The organism is Rossellomorea sp. H136, assembly GCF_056838065.1.
The window spans coordinates 1236454-1255338 of record NZ_CM166371.1; the positions used below are offsets into that span (position 1 = coordinate 1236454).

General features: G+C 44.3%; 14 protein-coding genes and 1 riboswitch. Of the genes, 9 read left to right on the forward strand and 5 right to left on the reverse strand.

Annotated elements, in window-relative coordinates; translation table 11 throughout:
• Window positions 1–13 precede the first annotated feature (13 nt).
• The 3 genes from ACYH0O_RS06230 to ACYH0O_RS06240 all read left to right on the forward strand — a co-directional run bounded on the left by ACYH0O_RS06230 (window position 14) and on the right by ACYH0O_RS06240 (window position 2878).
• On the forward strand, window positions 14–604 hold the full coding sequence (locus tag ACYH0O_RS06230) for a helix-turn-helix domain-containing protein (RefSeq protein WP_482631635.1): 591 nt from the start codon (window positions 14–16) through the stop codon (window positions 602–604).
• A 353-nt stretch (window positions 605–957) separates the two neighbouring features.
• The gene (locus tag ACYH0O_RS06235) at window positions 958–1494 is read left to right on the forward strand and encodes a sigma-70 family RNA polymerase sigma factor (protein WP_482631636.1); all 537 of its coding nucleotides are present in this window, start codon (window positions 958–960) and stop codon (window positions 1492–1494) included.
• Window positions 1475–2878 (forward strand): DUF4179 domain-containing protein, encoded by a 1404-nt coding sequence (locus ACYH0O_RS06240; RefSeq protein WP_482631637.1) that lies wholly within the window; start codon window positions 1475–1477, stop codon window positions 2876–2878. The genes ACYH0O_RS06235 and ACYH0O_RS06240 overlap by 20 nt, the downstream gene beginning before the upstream one ends.
• A 53-nt stretch (window positions 2879–2931) precedes the next feature.
• Here the strand turns inward: ACYH0O_RS06240 and ACYH0O_RS06245 are convergent, their stop codons facing one another.
• Window positions 2932–3720 carry a DUF2935 domain-containing protein gene (locus ACYH0O_RS06245; RefSeq protein ID WP_482631638.1) on the reverse strand — a complete coding sequence of 263 codons (789 nt, stop codon included), beginning with the start codon at window positions 3718–3720 and terminating at the stop codon, window positions 2932–2934.
• A gap of 150 nt (window positions 3721–3870) precedes the next feature.
• Window positions 3871–4047: riboswitch (Lysine riboswitch) on the forward strand.
• Between the two features lie 111 nt (window positions 4048–4158).
• Here ACYH0O_RS06245 and lysA point away from each other — a divergent pair.
• Window positions 4159–5445, forward strand: a complete 1287-nt coding sequence (lysA, locus tag ACYH0O_RS06250; protein ID WP_482631639.1) for a diaminopimelate decarboxylase — start codon at window positions 4159–4161, stop codon at window positions 5443–5445.
• A 275-nt stretch (window positions 5446–5720) separates the two neighbouring features.
• On the opposite strand, the gene ACYH0O_RS06255 is transcribed toward lysA, so the two are convergent.
• The gene (locus ACYH0O_RS06255; protein ID WP_482631640.1) at window positions 5721–6470 is read right to left on the reverse strand and encodes a GTP pyrophosphokinase; all 750 of its coding nucleotides are present in this window, start codon (window positions 6468–6470) and stop codon (window positions 5721–5723) included.
• 374 nt (window positions 6471–6844) lie between these two features.
• Here ACYH0O_RS06255 and ACYH0O_RS06260 point away from each other — a divergent pair, with 374 nt between their 5' ends.
• Window positions 6845–10567: a S8 family peptidase gene (locus ACYH0O_RS06260; RefSeq protein WP_482631641.1), complete on the forward strand. Its 3723-nt coding sequence runs from the start codon at window positions 6845–6847 to the stop codon at window positions 10565–10567.
• A 371-nt stretch (window positions 10568–10938) separates the two neighbouring features.
• Here ACYH0O_RS06260 and ACYH0O_RS06265 read toward each other — a convergent pair whose 3' ends face one another.
• The gene (locus ACYH0O_RS06265) at window positions 10939–11652 is read right to left on the reverse strand and encodes a DUF1836 domain-containing protein (RefSeq protein ID WP_482631642.1); all 714 of its coding nucleotides are present in this window, start codon (window positions 11650–11652) and stop codon (window positions 10939–10941) included.
• A 154-nt stretch (window positions 11653–11806) separates the two neighbouring features.
• On the opposite strand from ACYH0O_RS06265, the gene htpX reads away from it, so the two are divergent.
• Both htpX and ACYH0O_RS06275 read left to right on the forward strand, forming a co-directional pair.
• On the forward strand, window positions 11807–12688 hold the full coding sequence (gene htpX / locus ACYH0O_RS06270; RefSeq protein WP_149157375.1) for a protease HtpX: 882 nt from the start codon (window positions 11807–11809) through the stop codon (window positions 12686–12688).
• 233 nt (window positions 12689–12921) lie between these two features.
• Window positions 12922–14070: an N-acetylmuramoyl-L-alanine amidase family protein gene (locus tag ACYH0O_RS06275; RefSeq protein ID WP_482631643.1), complete on the forward strand. Its 1149-nt coding sequence runs from the start codon at window positions 12922–12924 to the stop codon at window positions 14068–14070.
• 126 nt (window positions 14071–14196) lie between these two features.
• Here the strand turns inward: ACYH0O_RS06275 and ACYH0O_RS06280 are convergent, their stop codons facing one another.
• Together ACYH0O_RS06280 and ACYH0O_RS06285 are read right to left on the reverse strand one after the other, a co-directional pair.
• On the reverse strand, window positions 14197–14814 hold the full coding sequence (locus ACYH0O_RS06280) for a LysE family translocator (protein ID WP_482631644.1): 618 nt from the start codon (window positions 14812–14814) through the stop codon (window positions 14197–14199).
• A 63-nt stretch (window positions 14815–14877) separates the two neighbouring features.
• Entirely contained in the window at window positions 14878–15804 is a 927-nt protein-coding gene (locus ACYH0O_RS06285) for a DMT family transporter (RefSeq protein WP_482631645.1), read from the reverse strand.
• A gap of 118 nt (window positions 15805–15922) precedes the next feature.
• Between ACYH0O_RS06285 and pdxR the strand changes: the two genes are divergently transcribed.
• Together pdxR and rlmD are read left to right on the forward strand one after the other, a co-directional pair.
• Window positions 15923–17308 carry a MocR-like pyridoxine biosynthesis transcription factor PdxR gene (gene pdxR / locus ACYH0O_RS06290; RefSeq protein ID WP_482631646.1) on the forward strand — a complete coding sequence of 462 codons (1386 nt, stop codon included), beginning with the start codon at window positions 15923–15925 and terminating at the stop codon, window positions 17306–17308.
• 111 nt (window positions 17309–17419) lie between these two features.
• Window positions 17420–18784, forward strand: coding sequence for a 23S rRNA (uracil(1939)-C(5))-methyltransferase RlmD (gene rlmD, locus ACYH0O_RS06295; protein WP_482632512.1), 1365 nt, complete (start codon window positions 17420–17422; stop codon window positions 18782–18784).
• Window positions 18785–18885: the final 101 nt, after the last annotated feature.

Genomic DNA, 18885 nt, shown 5'->3' on the forward strand with positions numbered 1-18885 from the left:
AAGAGGTAGGAATATGAACAATGACGGTTTGACTTGGCAGGACCCGGAAAAATTGGCGCGCCATGTCGGAATGACACTGAGACATATACGACATGAGCGAGGCCTTAACCTTCAGGAGATGGCAGCCATGACCGATGTCAGTACTTTGACACTGGGCAAGATCGAAAGGGGAGAAGCGAATCCATCGTTGACGATCATCTGGAAAATCGCGAATGGTTTAGCAATCCCGATATCCGCCCTCCTCGTTGAAAAACAAGAAGTCCAGATTTCCAGGAAGAACGAAGGAAGCAAAGTGATCAGTGCCAATGAGTCCTTGACCCTGGAGCCGATGTTCACATCCTCAGGCTATGGTTCGTTGGAAACCCACAGAGCCTTCCTGAAACCGGACAGTGAGTACAGTGCCGATGCCCACCAGCCCGGGGTGGTTGAATTTGTCACCGTTATGGAAGGAAGGGTACGTGTGAAAGTGCAGGATGACGTATTCGAACTCGGTCAGTATGACTCGATCAAATTCCATGCGGATAAAGGACACAGATACATCAATATGGAATCAACGGAAGCAGTCCTGCATTTTGTGATGATTTACACGGGACGAACAGATTGAAGCTTATCGATGGGGATAAGCTTCTTTTTTTACAAAAAGCCTAACGATGGAGATTAAAAAAGGTTTATTCAATCTTTATTTGGCTTTGGTACCATTTTCATTCAAACTTCGTGCCGGCTGACTCCTTCCCATCTACTTAATTACGTCGGAATCATCCATGATTGCGTCATTTTCGAGGAGAATTACGTCATTATCAAAGATAATTGCGTCGATTTTACATTAAATGCGTCTCTTTCCATCATTTATGCGTATTTTTGAAATAAATGGTAGAAGCCCCCTTTCCCACCACACAAAAAATTCTTTGAAACTTTTCCCACCCCAACAGACTCTAATGAATGACAGGAGGTTAATCAATGGATGTAAATCTTGTGAAAAAAGCAACCAAGGGGAATGAACAGGCATTTGAAAGTCTGATCCACTCAGAAAGTGAGAAGTTGTACAGGATGGCATTTCTATATGTAAGAAATAAAGAGGATGCTCTGGACGTTGTTCAGGAGACGGTTTGTAAAGCATTCACCTCGATAGCCCGGTTGAAGAATCCGGAGTATTTCAGCACCTGGCTGATCAAGATCCTGATACATACGGCATACAGCATCTTAAAGAAACAAAACCGGCTCGTGCTGACAGGGGATGAGTTCCTCGATACCGCGCTCGTCTCAGAAGAATCGGACGTAGAAGGGCGGATCGACTTGATTACGGCTATGGCATCTTTGAATCAGCAATATCAAACGGTCATTATTTTATTTTATTTCCAGGGTCAGTCGATCAAGATGATTTCCGATACGATGGGTACCCCTGAAGGGACGGTCAAGACGTATCTTCACCGGGCAAAGCTGGAATTGAGAATGCTATTGGAAGGAGTGAATCAGTATGGACAAAAAATGGTTTGAGGGAGAAATGAATAACATCGAAGTACCGAAAGATGATGTTTTTCAGGCGATTTCAACTGGAATTGTAAAGGGAAGAAAGCAAAAGGCAAGAAAAAAAACGGTTAAGGTAAGCGCAGCCTTCACTACGGCAGCAGCCTCCATGGTTCTAGTTTCAGGCTTCCTATTCTCGCCTGTGAACAGTGCACTGGCTAAACTCCCCGTACTCGGCGGGATTTATGAAAAAGTCGGATCCGAGGTAGGAAAAGAACTTTATTCAAGCGATAAAGTCACCGAAGTCAATCAGGCTGCCACTTCCAACGATGTGGATGTGACGATTACAAGCACGTATTATGACGGGAACATAATCGGGGTTACCTTTAAAGCAAAAGGTGAGAATTTATCCATTGAACATATGGATGAAGGAAACCGACCAGTGAGCGGTTACAGCTATCACCTCTTCGACGGCAAGGATCAGAATCAATGGGGATCGGGAAGTTCGGGTCTTAAAAAAGACGGGGATGAGTTCATAGGCTCGATCGAATTTTACCGGGATGGGAAGGAACCTCCGGAAAACTTCACCCTTCCGTTAACTTTCACCCATATGGCTGATGTGAACGGGACCTGGACATTTGATGTACCGGTTAAGAGGATTCCATCTGAAACGATCCAAACAGATGCAAGGACAGAATCGCCGGATGGGAAGTTTGAGCTGCAAGTGTCATCCATCACTAAAGGAAAAGCTACGACTACACTGGAGTATACATATACGGTGGAGTCTGAGAAGGATACGTTAAATCTGATTGTGTTCGATGACTTAGGGAACCGGTTATCAAAGTCCAGTGCTGAGACACTTAATATCATCAAAGAAATTGAAGGTGATTATCGAAAGACTGTCAGGGAGCTATTCACTAATAAACTCAGTGTTAAGGCACAGTCGCTGAAAGTCCAGGCTGATATGGAGTGCGTAGATGAAGACGGCATCATCTCACTGAAGGATTCACCTCCATTCCAGGTGAAGAGCCCTCGTTTTGGTTATCAGGTTACTGTACAGGATATCAAAAACGTAAAAGGGAAGGTGACACTGGACTTCACCATCGATGCCATCAAAGAAAAACAATTCAATTATGACATTTTAGAGAATTTCGCTCAATTCGTTCAGTTGATCCCATCAAAAGATGTTAAAAGAAATGCCAAGGATGGACTGGATTATAATGAGATGTTGAATCATATGATCAGAAGTGATACAACGAAAACAGTGGATAAGGATACCCTCCGTTTTCAAACCACTTATGCATTACCACAGGATGCGAACCTTGAGGACTACTCACTAATCGTCCCATTTGAGACATTAAGCATGAATGATAAGCCAGTCAAATTGAAACCTTTCGAAATAAAACTGGATTAAGAAAAATCCCCGGAATTTGAATCCGGGGATTTTTTAATGAAAGGGTTGAGGAACTAAAGCCGCTGCTTTGTAGGATCACAGTCCGGACCTTGCTGGCTGGTTGCTTCTGCGAGTTTCGTTAAGTAATAGCATTCTTCCCTCAGCATATGATCGGCCATTAAAGCGGCGAAGGTACCGAGTGCGGCCTTGCTTAATTCCATCTCTTCAATTTCATCCAAGAATCCCATAAACAGCTTCATCTCAAGTTTGACATCGTCATTGAACCGTTCGAGAGCAGGGAAGTGGGTCACTTCTGTTCTCAGGAATCCTGCCATTTCAACGGCCTTTAAGTAAAAGGCTTCAAAATCCGTTGTGAATTCATCACTTTGCTTCTTGATTTGTTTTTCAACTCGGTCCATGTTGTCGGAGATAGCTCCAGCATGCCCTGCCGCATCTAACAGCCAAAGAAGATGGTGGTGGAGCTCGTGGAAAATTGGCGGCTTTTCACCTTTGGTCAAGTACTTCAAGACGCGGAGGTATTCTTCGAGCTCATTCACCATATGATTTAGGAATGTGGGGCCGAGACCCATTCTGATATCCCCTGTTAAATGACGTGCAATCAGTTCAAGTTTGAATTTCCTGAAGCGGAGGCTGACCTCTTCTGCCTGTCTGCTTAAAGAAATATCGGGATTTTTCTTCGAACGTTCCAGCAGTTGATCCCACTCCTCCTTAAAAGCATTGGCGGCAGTGATGGATTCTTTTTCTTTTGGAGCCAGGGAGTCATGGATAAACCGGGCATGATCTCCAAGCACCTGTAGCCAAAAACCATGTTCAAATCGAGCTGCTTCTTGATAACTTGGCATCTGTATCCTCCTCAGATAGTTTCCTTGTATATGTATTAAAAGAATCTTGGAAAAATGTCCTCCAGCTCGTCCAATGTGGTGAGGTGAAAAACCATTGACAACCATTTTAAGAGAATGATATAGTAATTCCAATAAAATAATAAATCACTCTCTGATAATAGAGGCGCGAGTATGATGAGTACCTTCTTTGAGAATAATGGATTCCGGGATAAGTTGGGAAAGGCAGATCGCCGAAGCAGAAAATAGCCAATTCTATTTTTTGTTGGGCCAGCATTGAAGAAATGTTGGACTGTCACAATGAAAAAGTTGTGGAGCACTATTGAAGAGATGTTAATACATAGTCTTCATCATGTGCTGGAACTTTTGATGATAAACCGTATGAGCATCGCTTCATACGGTTTTTTGTGTTTTTTAGAGAGAGTCAAAAGGAGTTAGGATATGAGTACAATTGATGTGAATATTCATGGAGATCTTGAAATCGGAGGGATGAGCACGGGTGAGTTGGTGGAAGCCTATGGGACGCCTTTAATGGTCTACGATGAAGGGATGATCCGCGGGAATGCGAGATTGTTCAAGGATGCTTTCAATATAAGTGGTTTGAAGTATCAGGTGGCGTATGCAAGTAAAGCGTTTTTATGTAAAGAGATGGTGCGACTGGCTGAGCAGGAAAATTTATCTCTGGATGTTGTGTCCGGAGGGGAATTGTATACGGCCCTGGAGGCGGGGTTTCCGGCATCCCGGATTCATTTCCACGGGAACAACAAGTCGGAGGAGGAGCTGCTCATGGCTCTCGAGGCTGAGGTCGGCTGTTTTGTCGTCGATAGCTTCTTGGAACTTGAACTTCTCCATGACCTGTCGAAGGAACGTGAGCAACGGGTTCAGATCTTGATCAGGGTCACACCAGGCGTCGAAGCCCACACCCACGAGTACATCACGACGGGACAGGAGGATTCGAAATTCGGATTCAGCATTTTTAACGGGCAGGCAAGTACGGCGATTCAACTGGCTATTCGCAAGCCATACTTCTCATTGCTTGGTCTGCATTCCCATATCGGATCCCAGATTTTTGAACGGGAAGGGTTTGATCAGGCGATTCAGGTGTTGGCTGATTTCATGCAGCGGATCCGTATCGAATTGGATGTGACGATGCCGGTGCTGAATATAGGCGGAGGATTTGGTGTCCGGTATACGGAAGAAGACCAGCCCCTGCCGATTCCAACTTATGTGAAATCTATTACCGATAGTGTGAAGGCCTATTTTGCAAAGAATGAATATCCGCTCCCTGAAGTTTGGGTGGAGCCGGGCCGAAGCATGGTGGCCGAGGCGGGTACGACGTTGTACAAAGTGGGATCGAAGAAAATCATCCCGGATGTGCGTACGTATGTCGCGATTGATGGAGGGATGACAGATAATATCCGCCCGGCTTTGTATCAGGCGAAATATCATGCGGTCCTGGCCAACCGTCCACAAGAGGAATGCACGGAGCTAGTGAGCATCGCAGGGAAATGCTGCGAATCCGGTGACATGCTGATCTGGGACCTGATGCTGCCACCGACGAATTACGGCGATATTCTTGCGGTGTTCAGTACAGGAGCCTACGGGTATTCGATGGCGAGCAATTATAACCGTATCCCCCGCCCGGCCGTTGTGTTTGTGCATGATGGGGAATCACGGGTCGTGATCGAACGTGAATCGTATGCAGATTTAGTTCGGAATGACCGATAAATAGGGTAGGTCTTCCCTTCCTACATTTGAATGGGTACTAGTTCCTGCCCTGAAAGTCCATAACTCAAACACACATTTGTATATAATAGAAGGCTGCGTCTAATGAGACGCAGCCTTCTATTATATATATTCATAAATCCTCTTCCGAAAGTATTATAAGTAATGGATGAACCTACCTGTCGGAACATAAGGATAGGTCCTCTGTCCCGGTCTGAAGATCCAGGTTCGAATTACAAAGACGATGAATTAAAGAATGCAAGCCCTTCTTTGTATTGTCAATCCTCCTCTTTTGAGAGTTGCGTCAGAAAATGATGAACTTCATTCGGCGTCATAATACTCGAATCCTCTCCATCCTCTTTTTTTAATATATTGATTTCATGATTGAGCTGTTCCATCTTGCGATCAAGTAAAGCCGCCTGTGCAGCGGCTTCCTTTAACCCATTCTGGATATGAGCAGGAATCTGTTTGTTATATTTGTAGTAAATTTTATGCTCTAGACTTGCCCAGAAATCCATGGCGATTGTGCGGATCTGAATCTCCACATACACGACTTCCACGCGATCCGTCAAAAAAATCGGAATCTGCACGATGAGGTGAAGGCTTTGATACCCATTGGGCTTCGGAGTCTTGATATAGTCCTTCACTTCCACCACTGTAATGTCATGTTGGGATTGAATCAAGTCCGACACCTTATAGATATCCTCGATGAACGAGCAGGTGATGCGTATGCCTGCAATATCCCGGATTTTTTCTTTCATCTGATCAAAGGAAGGTTTCATTTCCTTCTTTGACATCTTCTTCAGGATACTTTCAGGGGACTTTAGGCGGGTCGAAATATGTTCGATCGGATTGTATTCATGGATGACCTGGAATTCTTCTCTTAAGATATTGATCTTTGTCCGGACCTCTTCAAGGGCGAATTTATATGAAAGCATGAAGCGGTTCAGGTTCGTTCTCAGTTCTTTGAGGTTAATCTCGTTCACGTTGGCTGCTCCCTTAGATTGTAATGGTATCAGTATATCCAATTTTACCCCTTGACATCTAGTAAGGAAAAGTGACAAATATGTATCTATTTTCATAAATAAGTTGAATGGAAACCAAGAGTCGCTTTGAGAGTAGTTCTCTACTCCCGCAAAATAACCCCAATTGAGAAATGGTTGTGCTGAGACTTACAATTTAATTAACCACAGACATATAAAATTACTCCTAGAGAAACAAGCTTGCATCCCCGTATTAGCATACGACTATGTAAATAAGGAGGTGACACTGACGAATCTTAAGCTTGGTAGTCTACTTAAATATTTTTAGGACTACATACCTTCTTTATTTTATCCTCAGCTAGAATCTACTCATAAATGAATCAATTAACAAATGAGTTTAATAGAATAGGAGAATGTTCATGAAAAAGCTCAACGTGAAACCACTTCTTGTTGGATCGATTGCTGCGACGATGATTTCAGGTTCGATGTTCCAGGTAGATGCACTTGGTATCTCCTCCAATGGGAGTGAACTCGAGTCAAAGGTAGATAAGAATGAAGCAATCAAAGGGGAACATACCGTCACCCTTATCACTGGTGATGTGGTAAAGGTGTCGACTCTACAAAACGGCAAACAAATCATCAATGTGGAGCCTGTCGAAAAGAATGGAGAAGGCGTCAGGGTCATGACCATTAAAGACGAAACATTCGTATTCCCTAACTCTGCCATGCCTTATATGGCGGCAGGAAAACTGGATGAAGACTTATTTAATATTACAAAATTGATCGAGTATGGGTATGACGACAAGAATCAATCTTCAGTACCGGTCATCGTAGAATACCAAGACACAAAGGCAAGGGCTTTCTCAGCTGTTCCAGCTCCAAAAGGATCGAAGAAAGTGAGAGACTTGGAAAGTATTAATGGAGCGGCCCTTTCTGCAGAGAAAAAGCACGCAGAAACATTCTGGAAGGACGTCACCGTTCAAAGTGAGAGTAAAGAAATAGAGAAAGCACCCCTATTTGAACACGGTGTTGATAAAATATGGCTGGATGGACGTGTAGAAGCAGCTCTCGATCAAAGTGTGCCGCAAATTGAAGCGGATACCGCTTGGGAACAAGGTTTTACAGGAGAGGGAGTCAAGGTTGCCGTACTTGATACTGGAATCGACTCGGAGCATCCAGATATAGCAGGTCAAATTGATGATGCTGTAAGCTTCGTACCTGGTGAAGAAGTGAAGGACGTCAATGGTCATGGAACCCATGTTGCTTCCACCGTTCTTGGAACCGGTGCAGGAGATGGAAAACATAAAGGTGTCGCTCCCGAGGCCCGATTACTAGTTGGAAAGGTATTGAGTGATCAAGGATACGGGCAGGATTCCTGGATCATCGACGGAATGGAATGGGCTTCTGAGAATGCTAAAATCGTCAATATGAGTCTTGGAAGCGATATGCCGAGTGATGGAACAGATCCGATGGCAGAAGCGGTGAATAGACTGACGGATGAAAATGGAACTTTATTCGTCATTGCGGCTGGCAACAGAGGCGGCGAAGGTACGATTGGTTCTCCTGGAACTGCAGATTCAGCCTTGACGGTTGGAGCAGTGGATAAAGCGGATGAACTGGCGTACTTCTCATCAAAAGGTCCACGCTATGGAGATATGGGGCTAAAACCTGATTTATCCGCTCCTGGTGTAGGGATTGTAGCAGCTCGTTCCCAATATTCAGATGGAACCGGAGATTACAAAAGTTTAGATGGTACATCTATGGCGACCCCTCATGTTGCGGGTGCAGCTGCCATTTTAGCCGAAAAGCATCCTGACTGGGATGGCACTACATTAAAACAAGCTCTGATGAATACGACTAAGAAGCTTGATGGTTACCAACCTTATCATGTGGGTACAGGCCGGGTGGACATTGCAGCTGCCCTCGATTCACAGGTTAGAGCAACAGGATCGGTCTCATTCGGATTCTTTAAATGGCCACATGATCAAGCAGCTCCAGTAGAAAAGGTAGTGACCTATACAAATGATAGTGAGGAAGAAATCACTCTTGAATTGGAATCAAGCTTTACAAATGCTGAGGGAGAAGAGGCACCAAACGGCATGCTGACAGTCTCAAATCAAACTGTTACGGTACCGGCAAGAGGAACGGTGGACGTGAATGTAACACTCGATTCCACACTTGGTGAAACAGGGTCCCGCTACCAAGGATTCCTGACAGCCAAAAAGGACGGAACAGAACTCGTACGCACGACGATGGCAATGGTCAAGGAAGAGGAAAGATATCCTCTTACATTAAATGCAACCGATCGTGACGGATCGAAAGGACAGGCTTATGTAGTACTGTTCAGTGAAAAAATGGAGCCTGAAGTTTTCGCTGTCGATGGTTCATTAGAGCTTCGTTTGCCGCCTGGTACGTATTCCGCCATGACACTTATGGATGTCGATGTGGACACGGATCACGCCGGAGTTGCCCTTGTTGGAAATCCAGAAGTGAAGCTGAACGGTCCTAAAACCGTCGAGCTTGATGCACGAAAAGCGAAGGAAATCAAAGTAGAGGTACCAAAGAAAGTAGAAGCGAATTATCGACGTATGGAGTACCATCAAACCATCGGTGACATGCCAATGACGAGTTTATATTTAATGCCGGTATGGATTGATAAGATGTATGCTGTTCCAACCAAAGAGGTGAAGACTGGATATTTTGAGCAGCTCACTCGTTGGCGTCTGGCAAAACCACTGCTGACAATAAACTTTAAAGGAAAAGAATTGGATGATATCCCGTTAGCCGGAAGCACCTTATTAGATGGAAAGTACAATCTGTCCACCGTGTATGCCGGAAAAGGAAGTGCTGCAGACTTTGATCGATTGAAGGCAAAAGGAAAGGCCGTCGTAGTGGATCGAAATGCAGAGGTGAGCGTTTCACAACAAGCAACAAATGCCGCAGCTGCAGGAGCGAAGCTGGTTATCGTTGTGAATAATGAAGATAAAGAATTCAGCGTATATGCAGGAACTCCGGAATATACAGACAATCCACTAGCTGTTGCTGCCATCAGCAAAAAAGAAGGAGATAAGCTTGTAAAGGCGGTCCGTTCAGGGAATATAAAGCTGAAGGTGGAAGGGAATACTGATTCTCCATACGTGTATGACCTGATGGATGTCCATGAAGGATCCATCCCGAAGGACTTGACTTATGCACCAAAGGGCAAGGATTTAGCGAAAGTAGATACGCGCTACAATTCACATATTGAAACGGATGGGGGAGAATTCCGATATGACCTTCGTCCACATACAATGGGTGCTGTAGGTTTCCTTCAAAGACTTTCAATGCCGAGTGCCCGTACTGAATATGTATCGGCTGTAGAAGGTACAGGCTGGTATCACCAGGCAAATGTACTTGATGCAACGTGGGAAATCCGTCAACCACTCGTTACGTATACAAAAGGACAAAAAATCACAGAGAACTGGTTCTCACCGGTCGTCCGACCAAGTCTTGGACAAGGCTACTGGGGTCCTAAAAGACAAGGGGATTCTCTCCAAATCAATGTCCCTGCTTGGGCAGATGCTGGAAAAGGGAATACAGGTGGTACTGGATATGATGTATCTGTCCAAAATCAGACATCCCAATTGTACCAGGGAGATACATTACTGAAAGAAGGAAAAGGCCAGGCGATTTACGCTTTCGGAATTGCACCAGAGGAACGCACCCAGTTGAGATTCGTTACTGAAGCTAGACGTGATGAAGAACGCTGGAATACATCTACTCGCACGCATACGGAATGGACTTTCTGGACAGAAGCATCAGAGGAGTGGGAATATAACCTTCCATTCCTGACACTTGACTACGAAGTGGATACAGACGTCAACGGAGATGCTTTAGCCAACCGTCCGACTAACCTTGAATTATCAGTGGGCAAAGTAGAAGATGCGATCGGCTACGGAAACGTGGAGGGTGCTACCTTAGAGGTGTCCTTCAACGAAGGGAAGTCATGGAAGAAAGTGAAGCTTAACCGTGACGGAGACATATTTAACGTCACAATCAAGAATCCTAAGAACGCAACGAATGTTTCATTGAAGGCAAGTGCTTGGGATGATGAAGGAAATAAGATCACGCAAGAAATTATTAAGGCTTATGGATTGAGATAGTATTATATGAAGAAGATGCCTCATTCATTTTAAGGCATCTTCTTCTATTCCTATTAATTATTAGAAATCGTTGATTTACCTCCAAGAATATTTCCTCCAACGAAGGTTCTTCTACTTCAACCCGTCCATCATCACGAATGGGATAGAAGTATGGTTCATTAATCAGATGTTTTCCTTTTTCAATTCATATCTTTTGTTAGGAATGTTATATGTGTTTTTTATTTACTGGAAGAGATCAGAGTAGAAATCCTAACTGACAGAGTGAACTCTCTTTATCTCAATCAATAGAGGGACGGACCTAACATTTTGAAAAAAGAATCAAGAGGGACGGGCCTTCATTTGCAAAAATGAAGGTCCGTCCCTCTAAAATGTTAAGATAATGCATCCGTCACATATTTCTTCGTAGCTGCCTGATAATATCCTGCCTGTACCGTTAGCACGGATATGATAAGGACATTTAGGACAATTTTTAGATTCTCTTCCTTGATCCCGTTTAAGGAGGATAGCATGGTTATACATTCTTGATGAATAAATTGATCGATTAATTCATTGACAGAACCTGAAGCGGAAGACTTCATCGTCGGCAGTGATTGATGGTGGATCTGGTCAAAGACCGATGCATAGGCAAGGTAAAGATCTGTGGGATTGACGATGTCATCCGTACGGTCTTCTATGTTGTTGAACACCAGGACCAAGATCTTCCGGATGGATTCGAAATCCAAGGTAGCTTTGAGGTCTTCGACGATGAACAGCATGGCGGCTTGTTCGATGGTATATTTTTTTCCCAGCTGCGGGGAACCGATCAATCCTTTCACATCACGCTTCACCCAGTTCTGGACAGTGCTTTGGGGGAAGTTGGTGAATTCGATCAGATTTCCCAGGGAGACGATCTCATTGAGTGAAAATCCGGTTTCTCCTTTTGCTGGTTTGAGGATTTTTTGAATGATGGGAGGGAGGTCGTTTTCTTTATGTAGATTCATCCACGCATCCTGAAGCACCTTAATTGGGGACCTGCTGTTTATGCCGCTCAGAGATAGCAGCAGGTCGGCCATATTTTTACGTGTCAGTATAAACGTTCTCATCATGATTACCCCGTCTCTTTTACAATATCTTCTTCTATACTACTGGTTCAGTGGGGTCTCGTCAATTTCACCTTTTACTTGTATTTTCCCTAAAAAGGGCGTATAATAATTTTAGATACAGGTTCATATGAACTTGAAATGAGAGTGAGGAGACAAGATGGGGAAACGTATATTTTATTTCCTTTTAACGAACGTTTTAGTATTATTGACGATTAGTATCATTTTTTCCGTTACGGGCGCAGGGAACTACATCACTGCCTCAGGCGGAATTGATTTCGGTGCATTATTAATATTCAGTGCGATCATCGGTTTTTCCGGATCATTCATTTCATTGGCCATGTCACGGTGGATGGCGAAGAGAATGATGGGTGTACAAGTATTGAAGCCGGATGGAGCTCTATCTTCTGAGGAACGTGCTGTTGTCGAGAAAGTCCACCGTCTATCAAGAGCGGCTGGTTTAGTGCATATGCCTGAGGTGGGAATCTATCATTCTCCTGAAGTGAATGCCTTCGCGACTGGTCCTTCGAAGAAACGATCACTCGTTGCCGTTTCGACAGGATTACTTCGTGAAATGGATGATGACGCGGTTGAAGGTGTCATTGCCCATGAAGTGGCCCACGTTGCGAACGGGGATATGGTGACGATGACCTTACTGCAAGGTGTAGTCAACACCTTTGTCGTTTTCCTTGCACGAATCGCCGCATGGATTGCGTCCCGATTTGCAAGGGAAGAAATGGCACCAATCGTGCATTTCATTGCTGTGATTGTATTCCAGATCGTTTTCTCAATCTTGGGAAGTTTAGTCGTCTTTGCTTATTCCCGTCATCGTGAGTACCACGCTGACCGTGGTGGAGCGGACCTTGCCGGTAAGGATAAAATGGTCCACGCCCTGCAAATGTTAAAAGCATACTCAAGTCGTATGAAGGGTGAAGATGACACAGCCATCTCTACATTGAAAATCAACGGTAGACGAAAATCAGCGATCTTCTCGACTCACCCTGATCTGGATGATCGGATCAGTCGATTGGAAGCGAAGTAAGTAGGACTGGGACAGTTTAGAAGTCCTGTTTCGTTGTATATGAAAAAAGGTGTCGATTCCATTATTGGAGTCGACATTTTTTGTTGTATGTGGAAATAAAGGGAGTACGTATTCTGTTCACTGTAAATATCTATAAATTTCCATCTACAGGTAGTGACTGATGTTTTTTTATACGGCCGTGACCATTTGTACAAGCTGTGAATATTTTACTAGTAGAAGGGGTGATAGATTAAATGGTAAAAGCTAGTGATTTTTTAATAGCTTTAGATGATGGTCATGGTATCGGAACAGCCGGAAAGCGTACACCTTATATCCAGTCGCTTGGCAGACAGATCCGTGAAAATGAGTTTAATGAGAAAGTGACTTTCTTTTTGAAAGTTGAATTAGAGAGATGTGGATTCAGGACTATACTGACTGCTCCGACTGATGAGGATACACCATTAAAGTCACGTACGGACTTAGCCAATTCTAAGAGAGCCAATGCCTTGGTTTCCAACCACTTTAATGCCTTTGATGGAAAATTCGATGGTCCGGGAAAAGATGCTGAAGGGCATTCCCTTCATATATATTTCAATGATGCCCAGGATAGAAGGCTCGCTGAAAGCATAGCGAAGTACTTGCAACAGGGTACCAGGCAGGTATATCGCGGGATCATTGAGCAGAATCTTCATATGACAAGGGAGTTCAATGGGCCTGCGGTGCTTGTGGAGAATGGATTTATGGATAATGAGAGAGAAGCCCTGCTCATGATCAATGAAGAATTTCAAAGGGAATCGGCAAGGGAGCAGGCTCGTGGGATATGTGATTTTTTCGGAGTTCCTTACGTGGCTGCAGGAAGCGTTGTGGTACCTCCTGAAGCTGGGACAAGCAAGGATGTTATCGGGAAACGGGTGGAGAGCATATATAGAGGTGCTGAAGGACTGGACTTTTACAGTAAGCCGACCTTCCGTGATACCTACCGTGCAGGCACTCTGAAGTACGGATATGGGTTTCCAGAGATTATACGGAAGCTTAAGGTGGAAGGTGCTTATATGTATGAGGTCAAGAACTCAAGGGGACATGTGTATTATGTAACAGCAGCCCCGAAGTTTGTGAAGGTGGAAGGAATCGGTCAATCTACCGGAGGGTCCTCACCGCCGCCTTCATCAGGACCTGTCGCCATCGGGGAAATCACAGTCGTGGGGGTGGCGAATGCCGCCATCATACAGGATCGCCCTGACCGGTTGACATCAAAGGACTTGGGTACCATCGCAAAGGGCATGACGATTCCCATCACAGGATCCCTTAAAGGTAAAAACAGCGGTTCGGGCTACTGGGAAGTCATCTACAACGGCAGAAGAGCTTATATAACAGGAGAATTCGGACGTTACAAAGCCTATTAACAAGTCCACAATGGGGCGGGGGATATGTTCTCTGTCCCCATTAACGATCCGGAAAAAAGTGCGCCTTGATCCTTACATGTTGAAGGATATCAACATAACAGGGATAAGGCACATTTTGTCCTGTCCCTAGGACCCTCGTGATTGGAAGGCCAGTTTCAATCCGAGGCTTATGTACACAATTCCGATTCCTTTCCCCAGCCAATTTGTTTTGTTTTTTTTATTGAGGAAGAATGCTTCTCCAATGGCTGTGGATAGAAATACGAGAGAAGAAGTATACAGGATGCTCATCAGGACAAAGGTCAATCCCAGAATCAATAATTGCATATTGACGGGTAGGCCATCCCTTTGTATAAACTGTGGTAAAAAAGCCAGAAAGAATAGGGCTGTCTTTGGGTTCAGCAGTTCGATGACCAATGCCTGGCGAAAGGAAAGGTTGGCCATCCGCCGTTTCTCAATGGGCTTTACTGTCTTACTTTTATTCTGGGTGAATGTCTTAATGCCCAAATATATTAAATAAGCTGCACCCACGTATTTCACCATTTCGAAAGCAAGGGCCGATGTCATCAAGATGGCGGATAGTCCCACCACCGCTGCAAGGGTATGGATCAAGTCGCCAGCCGCGATTCCCAGAGCAGTAAGGAGTCCACTTTTCCTTCCACCTTTCATTGTTTGGGAAATCGTAATAAAAACGGCGGGACCCGGGATCAGAAACATCATGAATACGATCAGAATAAATGTCAGCACAGACTTCACATCCCTCTTTTTTATTCATTATCATATTCTATCGCTTGTTCATATTTTGTCACTCTATACAATGTTCTCTTGTACATACGTCTTTTCCTTCTTTGACGGAAGTGAAAGAAAGATGACTGACAGGATAATGAGTATTCCACCAATCAACTGATAGGAACCGAATGATTCCTTCAGCCAGGTAATCGATAGAATGACCGCAACAAGGGGCTCGATACTTGCAAGTATGCTTGTTTCGGTAGGGGACAGGTAGTTTAGGCTTCCGATGTATAGTAAGAAGGATAGAGTTCCTATAGTAATGATGGAGATCATCATGATAAACGATTTTACTGATAATAGCTCTGTCATTTTGCCCATACTCAACCTTTCATTCGAGAGGAAAAGAAACAATCCTCCAATCAACATACCCCAACCTACGATGTAGATGGTCCCCCATTTATTGATCAGCGATGTGGGATGAAGGGTATAGAATGTAAAGCCCAGCATCGTAAGGATTCCAAAGACAATTGCTTCTCTGGATAAAAGAACTTCTTCGACCGACCCGTTTGTCATCATGAAAAAAAGTCCAATCAACGCTGCCAGTACAGCCAGGAATTGAATCAAGGACGGGAGCTTCTTATTTTGGAAAGCGACATAGATGGTGATCAATACTGGTCCAAAGAACTGGAACAGCATGGCTGTCACGGCGTTGCTTACATGGAGTGCTTCGATGAAAGCAAATTGAGCACCGAGCATTCCGAGTACACCAAAGAGTAACAGATTCAACCAATCTTTCGGATGTTTCCAAATGGTGAATACGTTTCTGTTTTTGATATAGAGGTAGCTTAAGATAAAGGCACCGGCTAATAGAAGCCGGATGAACAGGAAGTTTACAGGTGTAAGACCTGAATTATGAAAAAGCCATTGAAGCATCGGTCCTGAAAGCCCCCAAAGAGCGGCCCCGCTTATAATCATGATTAATCCGATTGTACGTTTTGATTTCATATTTATGTTCCTCCTTGTTGATTAAAAATTGAAATGTTGATGAATATAGGAGTAGTATAAAATCAAACTGATATGGTTGATAGAGTCAGATTTAATGAAATGTAGGGGGTCAGATGAAGTGGTAGAGTTAACACCAAAGCTTGATATCAATAAAAAGGAACCTTTATATGTGCAGCTGTATGAATCGATTAAGCATGAAATCACTTCAGGAATGCTTTCACAAGGGACGAGACTGCCATCTAAACGTAAGCTGGCACAACACTTGCAAATTAGCCAAAGCACCATAGAAACGGCTTATGAGCAACTTGTCGCAGAAGGGTATATAGAGTCTCTTCCAAGAAAAGGTTTCTTTGTTTGTAAAATGGAACAAAGTCAGTATGACATAGATGGAAGCCTGCCTTTTGTGGAGGAGAAACCATATCGAAATATCCAATATCACTACGATTTTGCTTATACAGGTGTTGATTCAACCTCCTTTCCATTTGCCTTGTACCGGAAACTGGCGAATGAGGTGGTGAGGGAGGATAATGACGGATTTCTTATGCTGGGGCATCCTCAAGGAGAATGGAATCTGCGTAAAGAAATCGTAAAGTATATGTACGAGTCGAGGGGGGTACGCTGTTCACCCAGTCAAATCATCATTGGGTCCGGTACGCAACAGTTACTCAGAATTGTGTTTCAACTACTGCAGGAAAGTACGTATGCCGTGGAGGACCCGGGCTATCATCGTCAGCTCCTTACCTTTGAGAAGAGGGTGGATCAGGTGGAGATGATTCCTCTCGATCATGAGGGAATGATCCTGTCCCGGTTAGAGGAAAGTAAGGCGAATGTCGCCATTGTTACTCCATCTCACCAATTTCCATCCGGAAGCATTTTGTCCATATCGAGAAGAATGCAGTTATTGAAGTGGGCTCGGGCAAAGGAAGACCGATATATCGTGGAAGACGATTATGATAGTGAATTTCGTTACACAGGTAAACCAATCCCTGCCTTGCAAGGTCTTGATAGCCATCAAAAAGTGATTTATATGAGTACCTTCTCGAAGGCGTTAATGCCTTCCATGCGAGTGAGTTATATGGTTTTGCCTCTCCCTTTAATTGAGAAATACAAAAGAGAGTACTTTTTTTATACCCAGACTGTTTCAAGGCTTGAACAGGAAATTCTCATTGCGTTCTTGAAGCAGGGGCACTGGGGGAAACATATTCAAAAGATGAGGGTGACCTATAGGAAAAAGAGAGATGCACTCGTCACGGCCATATCCACCTTTTTCCCGAAGCAGGTTGAAATCATAGGAGAGGATTCCGGACTTCATATCCTTCTCAGTCCCCATAATGGCTTGACGGAAACGGAACTCATTCAAACAGCAAGGGCTTATGGTGTAAATGTATATCCAGTCTCTGTCTATGGAAGCAGTGATCATGCCACCGTGCTATTGGGATTTGCGAGTCTAACAGAGAAACAACTGGTAGAAGCTGTACAAGTCCTGGTTAAGTCCTGGTTTTAGAGACGGAGGGACAGATCCTTGTTGCATTCAACCTCCATTTTTAATAAAGTATAAAGTTAGACAGAAGTTTTCAAGGAGGACCAGAAATTGACGAATATCAAACCAGAAACCATGGTTGTTACAATAGAAGATTTGGATCAAAAAGGGTCAGGGCAGGCTGTGGTCTGGCGGGAGAATGAGCTCGGCAATCCGAAGAAGTTAAGGCTGACGATTCCTCAAACCCTACCTGGGGAAAGGGTGCAAGTGACGGTGGATCAGCCTGATCGCCGTAGACGAAAGGCAATGCCGGATGAAATCGTCGAAGCCCACTCTGAGAGAATCCCTGCACCTTGTCCGCACTTTGATCGCTGTGGTGGATGTGTATGGCAGCATTGGGATTATGACGGTCAGTTAAAGCAGAAGACGGATCATGTGAAGCATGCGTTGGAAGAGCAGGGCTTTAATCCTGACCTGGTACGGGATACGATGGGGATGGATAATCCGTGGCGTTACCGCAATAAGATGGAATTTACGTTTTCTCCTGAAGGTGCCCTTGGACTGCATGAGCAAGGGAATTTCCGTAAGGTCATTTCCCTTGAAACCTGCTTGATCGCAAGTGAAGAAATGGTGGAAGCGACAATGGAAGTCGCCGATTGGGTGAAGGATCATGGATTAAAAGGGTATAACAAGGACGAGCACGAAGGGTTACTTCGTCATTTAATGGTTCGTCAATCGTTTGTAACGGGTGAACTGATGCTTGGTCTGTTTGGGACTGAGGCGCCTGAAAATCATCAGGAAGCAGTGGACGACTTAGTTGCCCGCGTAGGTGAAAAATTTCCTCAGGTCAAAAGCTTATTGTGGCTTGAAAATACGGCATGGGCAGATCGAACGCAAGCAGAAGAAATTCATCTTTTAGCTGGTCGTGACTTTATTTATGATGAAATGGATGGATACCGTTTCCGTCTTTGGTTTGATACGTTCTTCCAGACGAATCCTACACAAGCTCAAAAGCTCGTTGACTTAGCGATTGAAATGGGACAACCGAAGAAAACAGAAAAAATGATCGATCTCTTCTGTGGAGTGGGGACGTTTTCTCTTCCATTCGCAAGCAGAGTCGGAGAACTTGCCGGCATTGAAATCGTGGAAAGTTCGATTCAGTCGGCTAAACGTAATGCGGAAGATAATGGTATCTCAAACGCGACATTCCTTGCCAAGGATGCTCGAAAAGGAATTGACCAAATGCTGGAGAGCTTCGGTCATCCACAGTTATTGATGCTAGATCCTCCACGCTCTGGTGCAGGCGGGAAAGTCATGAGACGTATCGGACGTGCCAAGCCGGAACGTATTGTATACGTATCATGCAATCCGGATACATTCGCGACGGATATCAAGGAGCTTGAACCATTCGGATACACTCTGGATGGTGTTCAACCTGTTGACTTATTCCCTCAAACGGTGCACGTTGAGTGTGTAGCGACCTTGACATTAAATAAATAATAGGGACGGAGTGAACAACAAGTTTCTTGTCCCACTACAAAAGGTGTCTGACCCTCACAAGGGCAGGCACCTTTTGTATTATTGGTGTACAATCCACATCA

Coding starts and splice junctions, on each gene's coding strand:
- ACYH0O_RS06275 (WP_482631643.1), top strand. CDS start 12,922: ATGGTAAAAGCTAGTGATTTTTTAATAGCTTTAGATGATGGTCATGGT.
- ACYH0O_RS06235 (WP_482631636.1), top strand. CDS start 958: ATGGATGTAAATCTTGTGAAAAAAGCAACCAAGGGGAATGAACAGGCA.
- ACYH0O_RS06265 (WP_482631642.1), bottom strand. CDS start 11,652: ATGATGAGAACGTTTATACTGACACGTAAAAATATGGCCGACCTGCTG.
- ACYH0O_RS06230 (WP_482631635.1), top strand. CDS start 14: ATGAACAATGACGGTTTGACTTGGCAGGACCCGGAAAAATTGGCGCGC.
- ACYH0O_RS06285 (WP_482631645.1), bottom strand. CDS start 15,804: ATGAAATCAAAACGTACAATCGGATTAATCATGATTATAAGCGGGGCC.
- htpX (WP_149157375.1), top strand. CDS start 11,807: ATGGGGAAACGTATATTTTATTTCCTTTTAACGAACGTTTTAGTATTA.
- ACYH0O_RS06245 (WP_482631638.1), bottom strand. CDS start 3,720: ATGCCAAGTTATCAAGAAGCAGCTCGATTTGAACATGGTTTTTGGCTA.
- ACYH0O_RS06240 (WP_482631637.1), top strand. CDS start 1,475: ATGGACAAAAAATGGTTTGAGGGAGAAATGAATAACATCGAAGTACCG.
- rlmD (WP_482632512.1), top strand. CDS start 17,420: ATGGTTGTTACAATAGAAGATTTGGATCAAAAAGGGTCAGGGCAGGCT.
- ACYH0O_RS06260 (WP_482631641.1), top strand. CDS start 6,845: ATGAAAAAGCTCAACGTGAAACCACTTCTTGTTGGATCGATTGCTGCG.
- lysA (WP_482631639.1), top strand. CDS start 4,159: ATGAGTACAATTGATGTGAATATTCATGGAGATCTTGAAATCGGAGGG.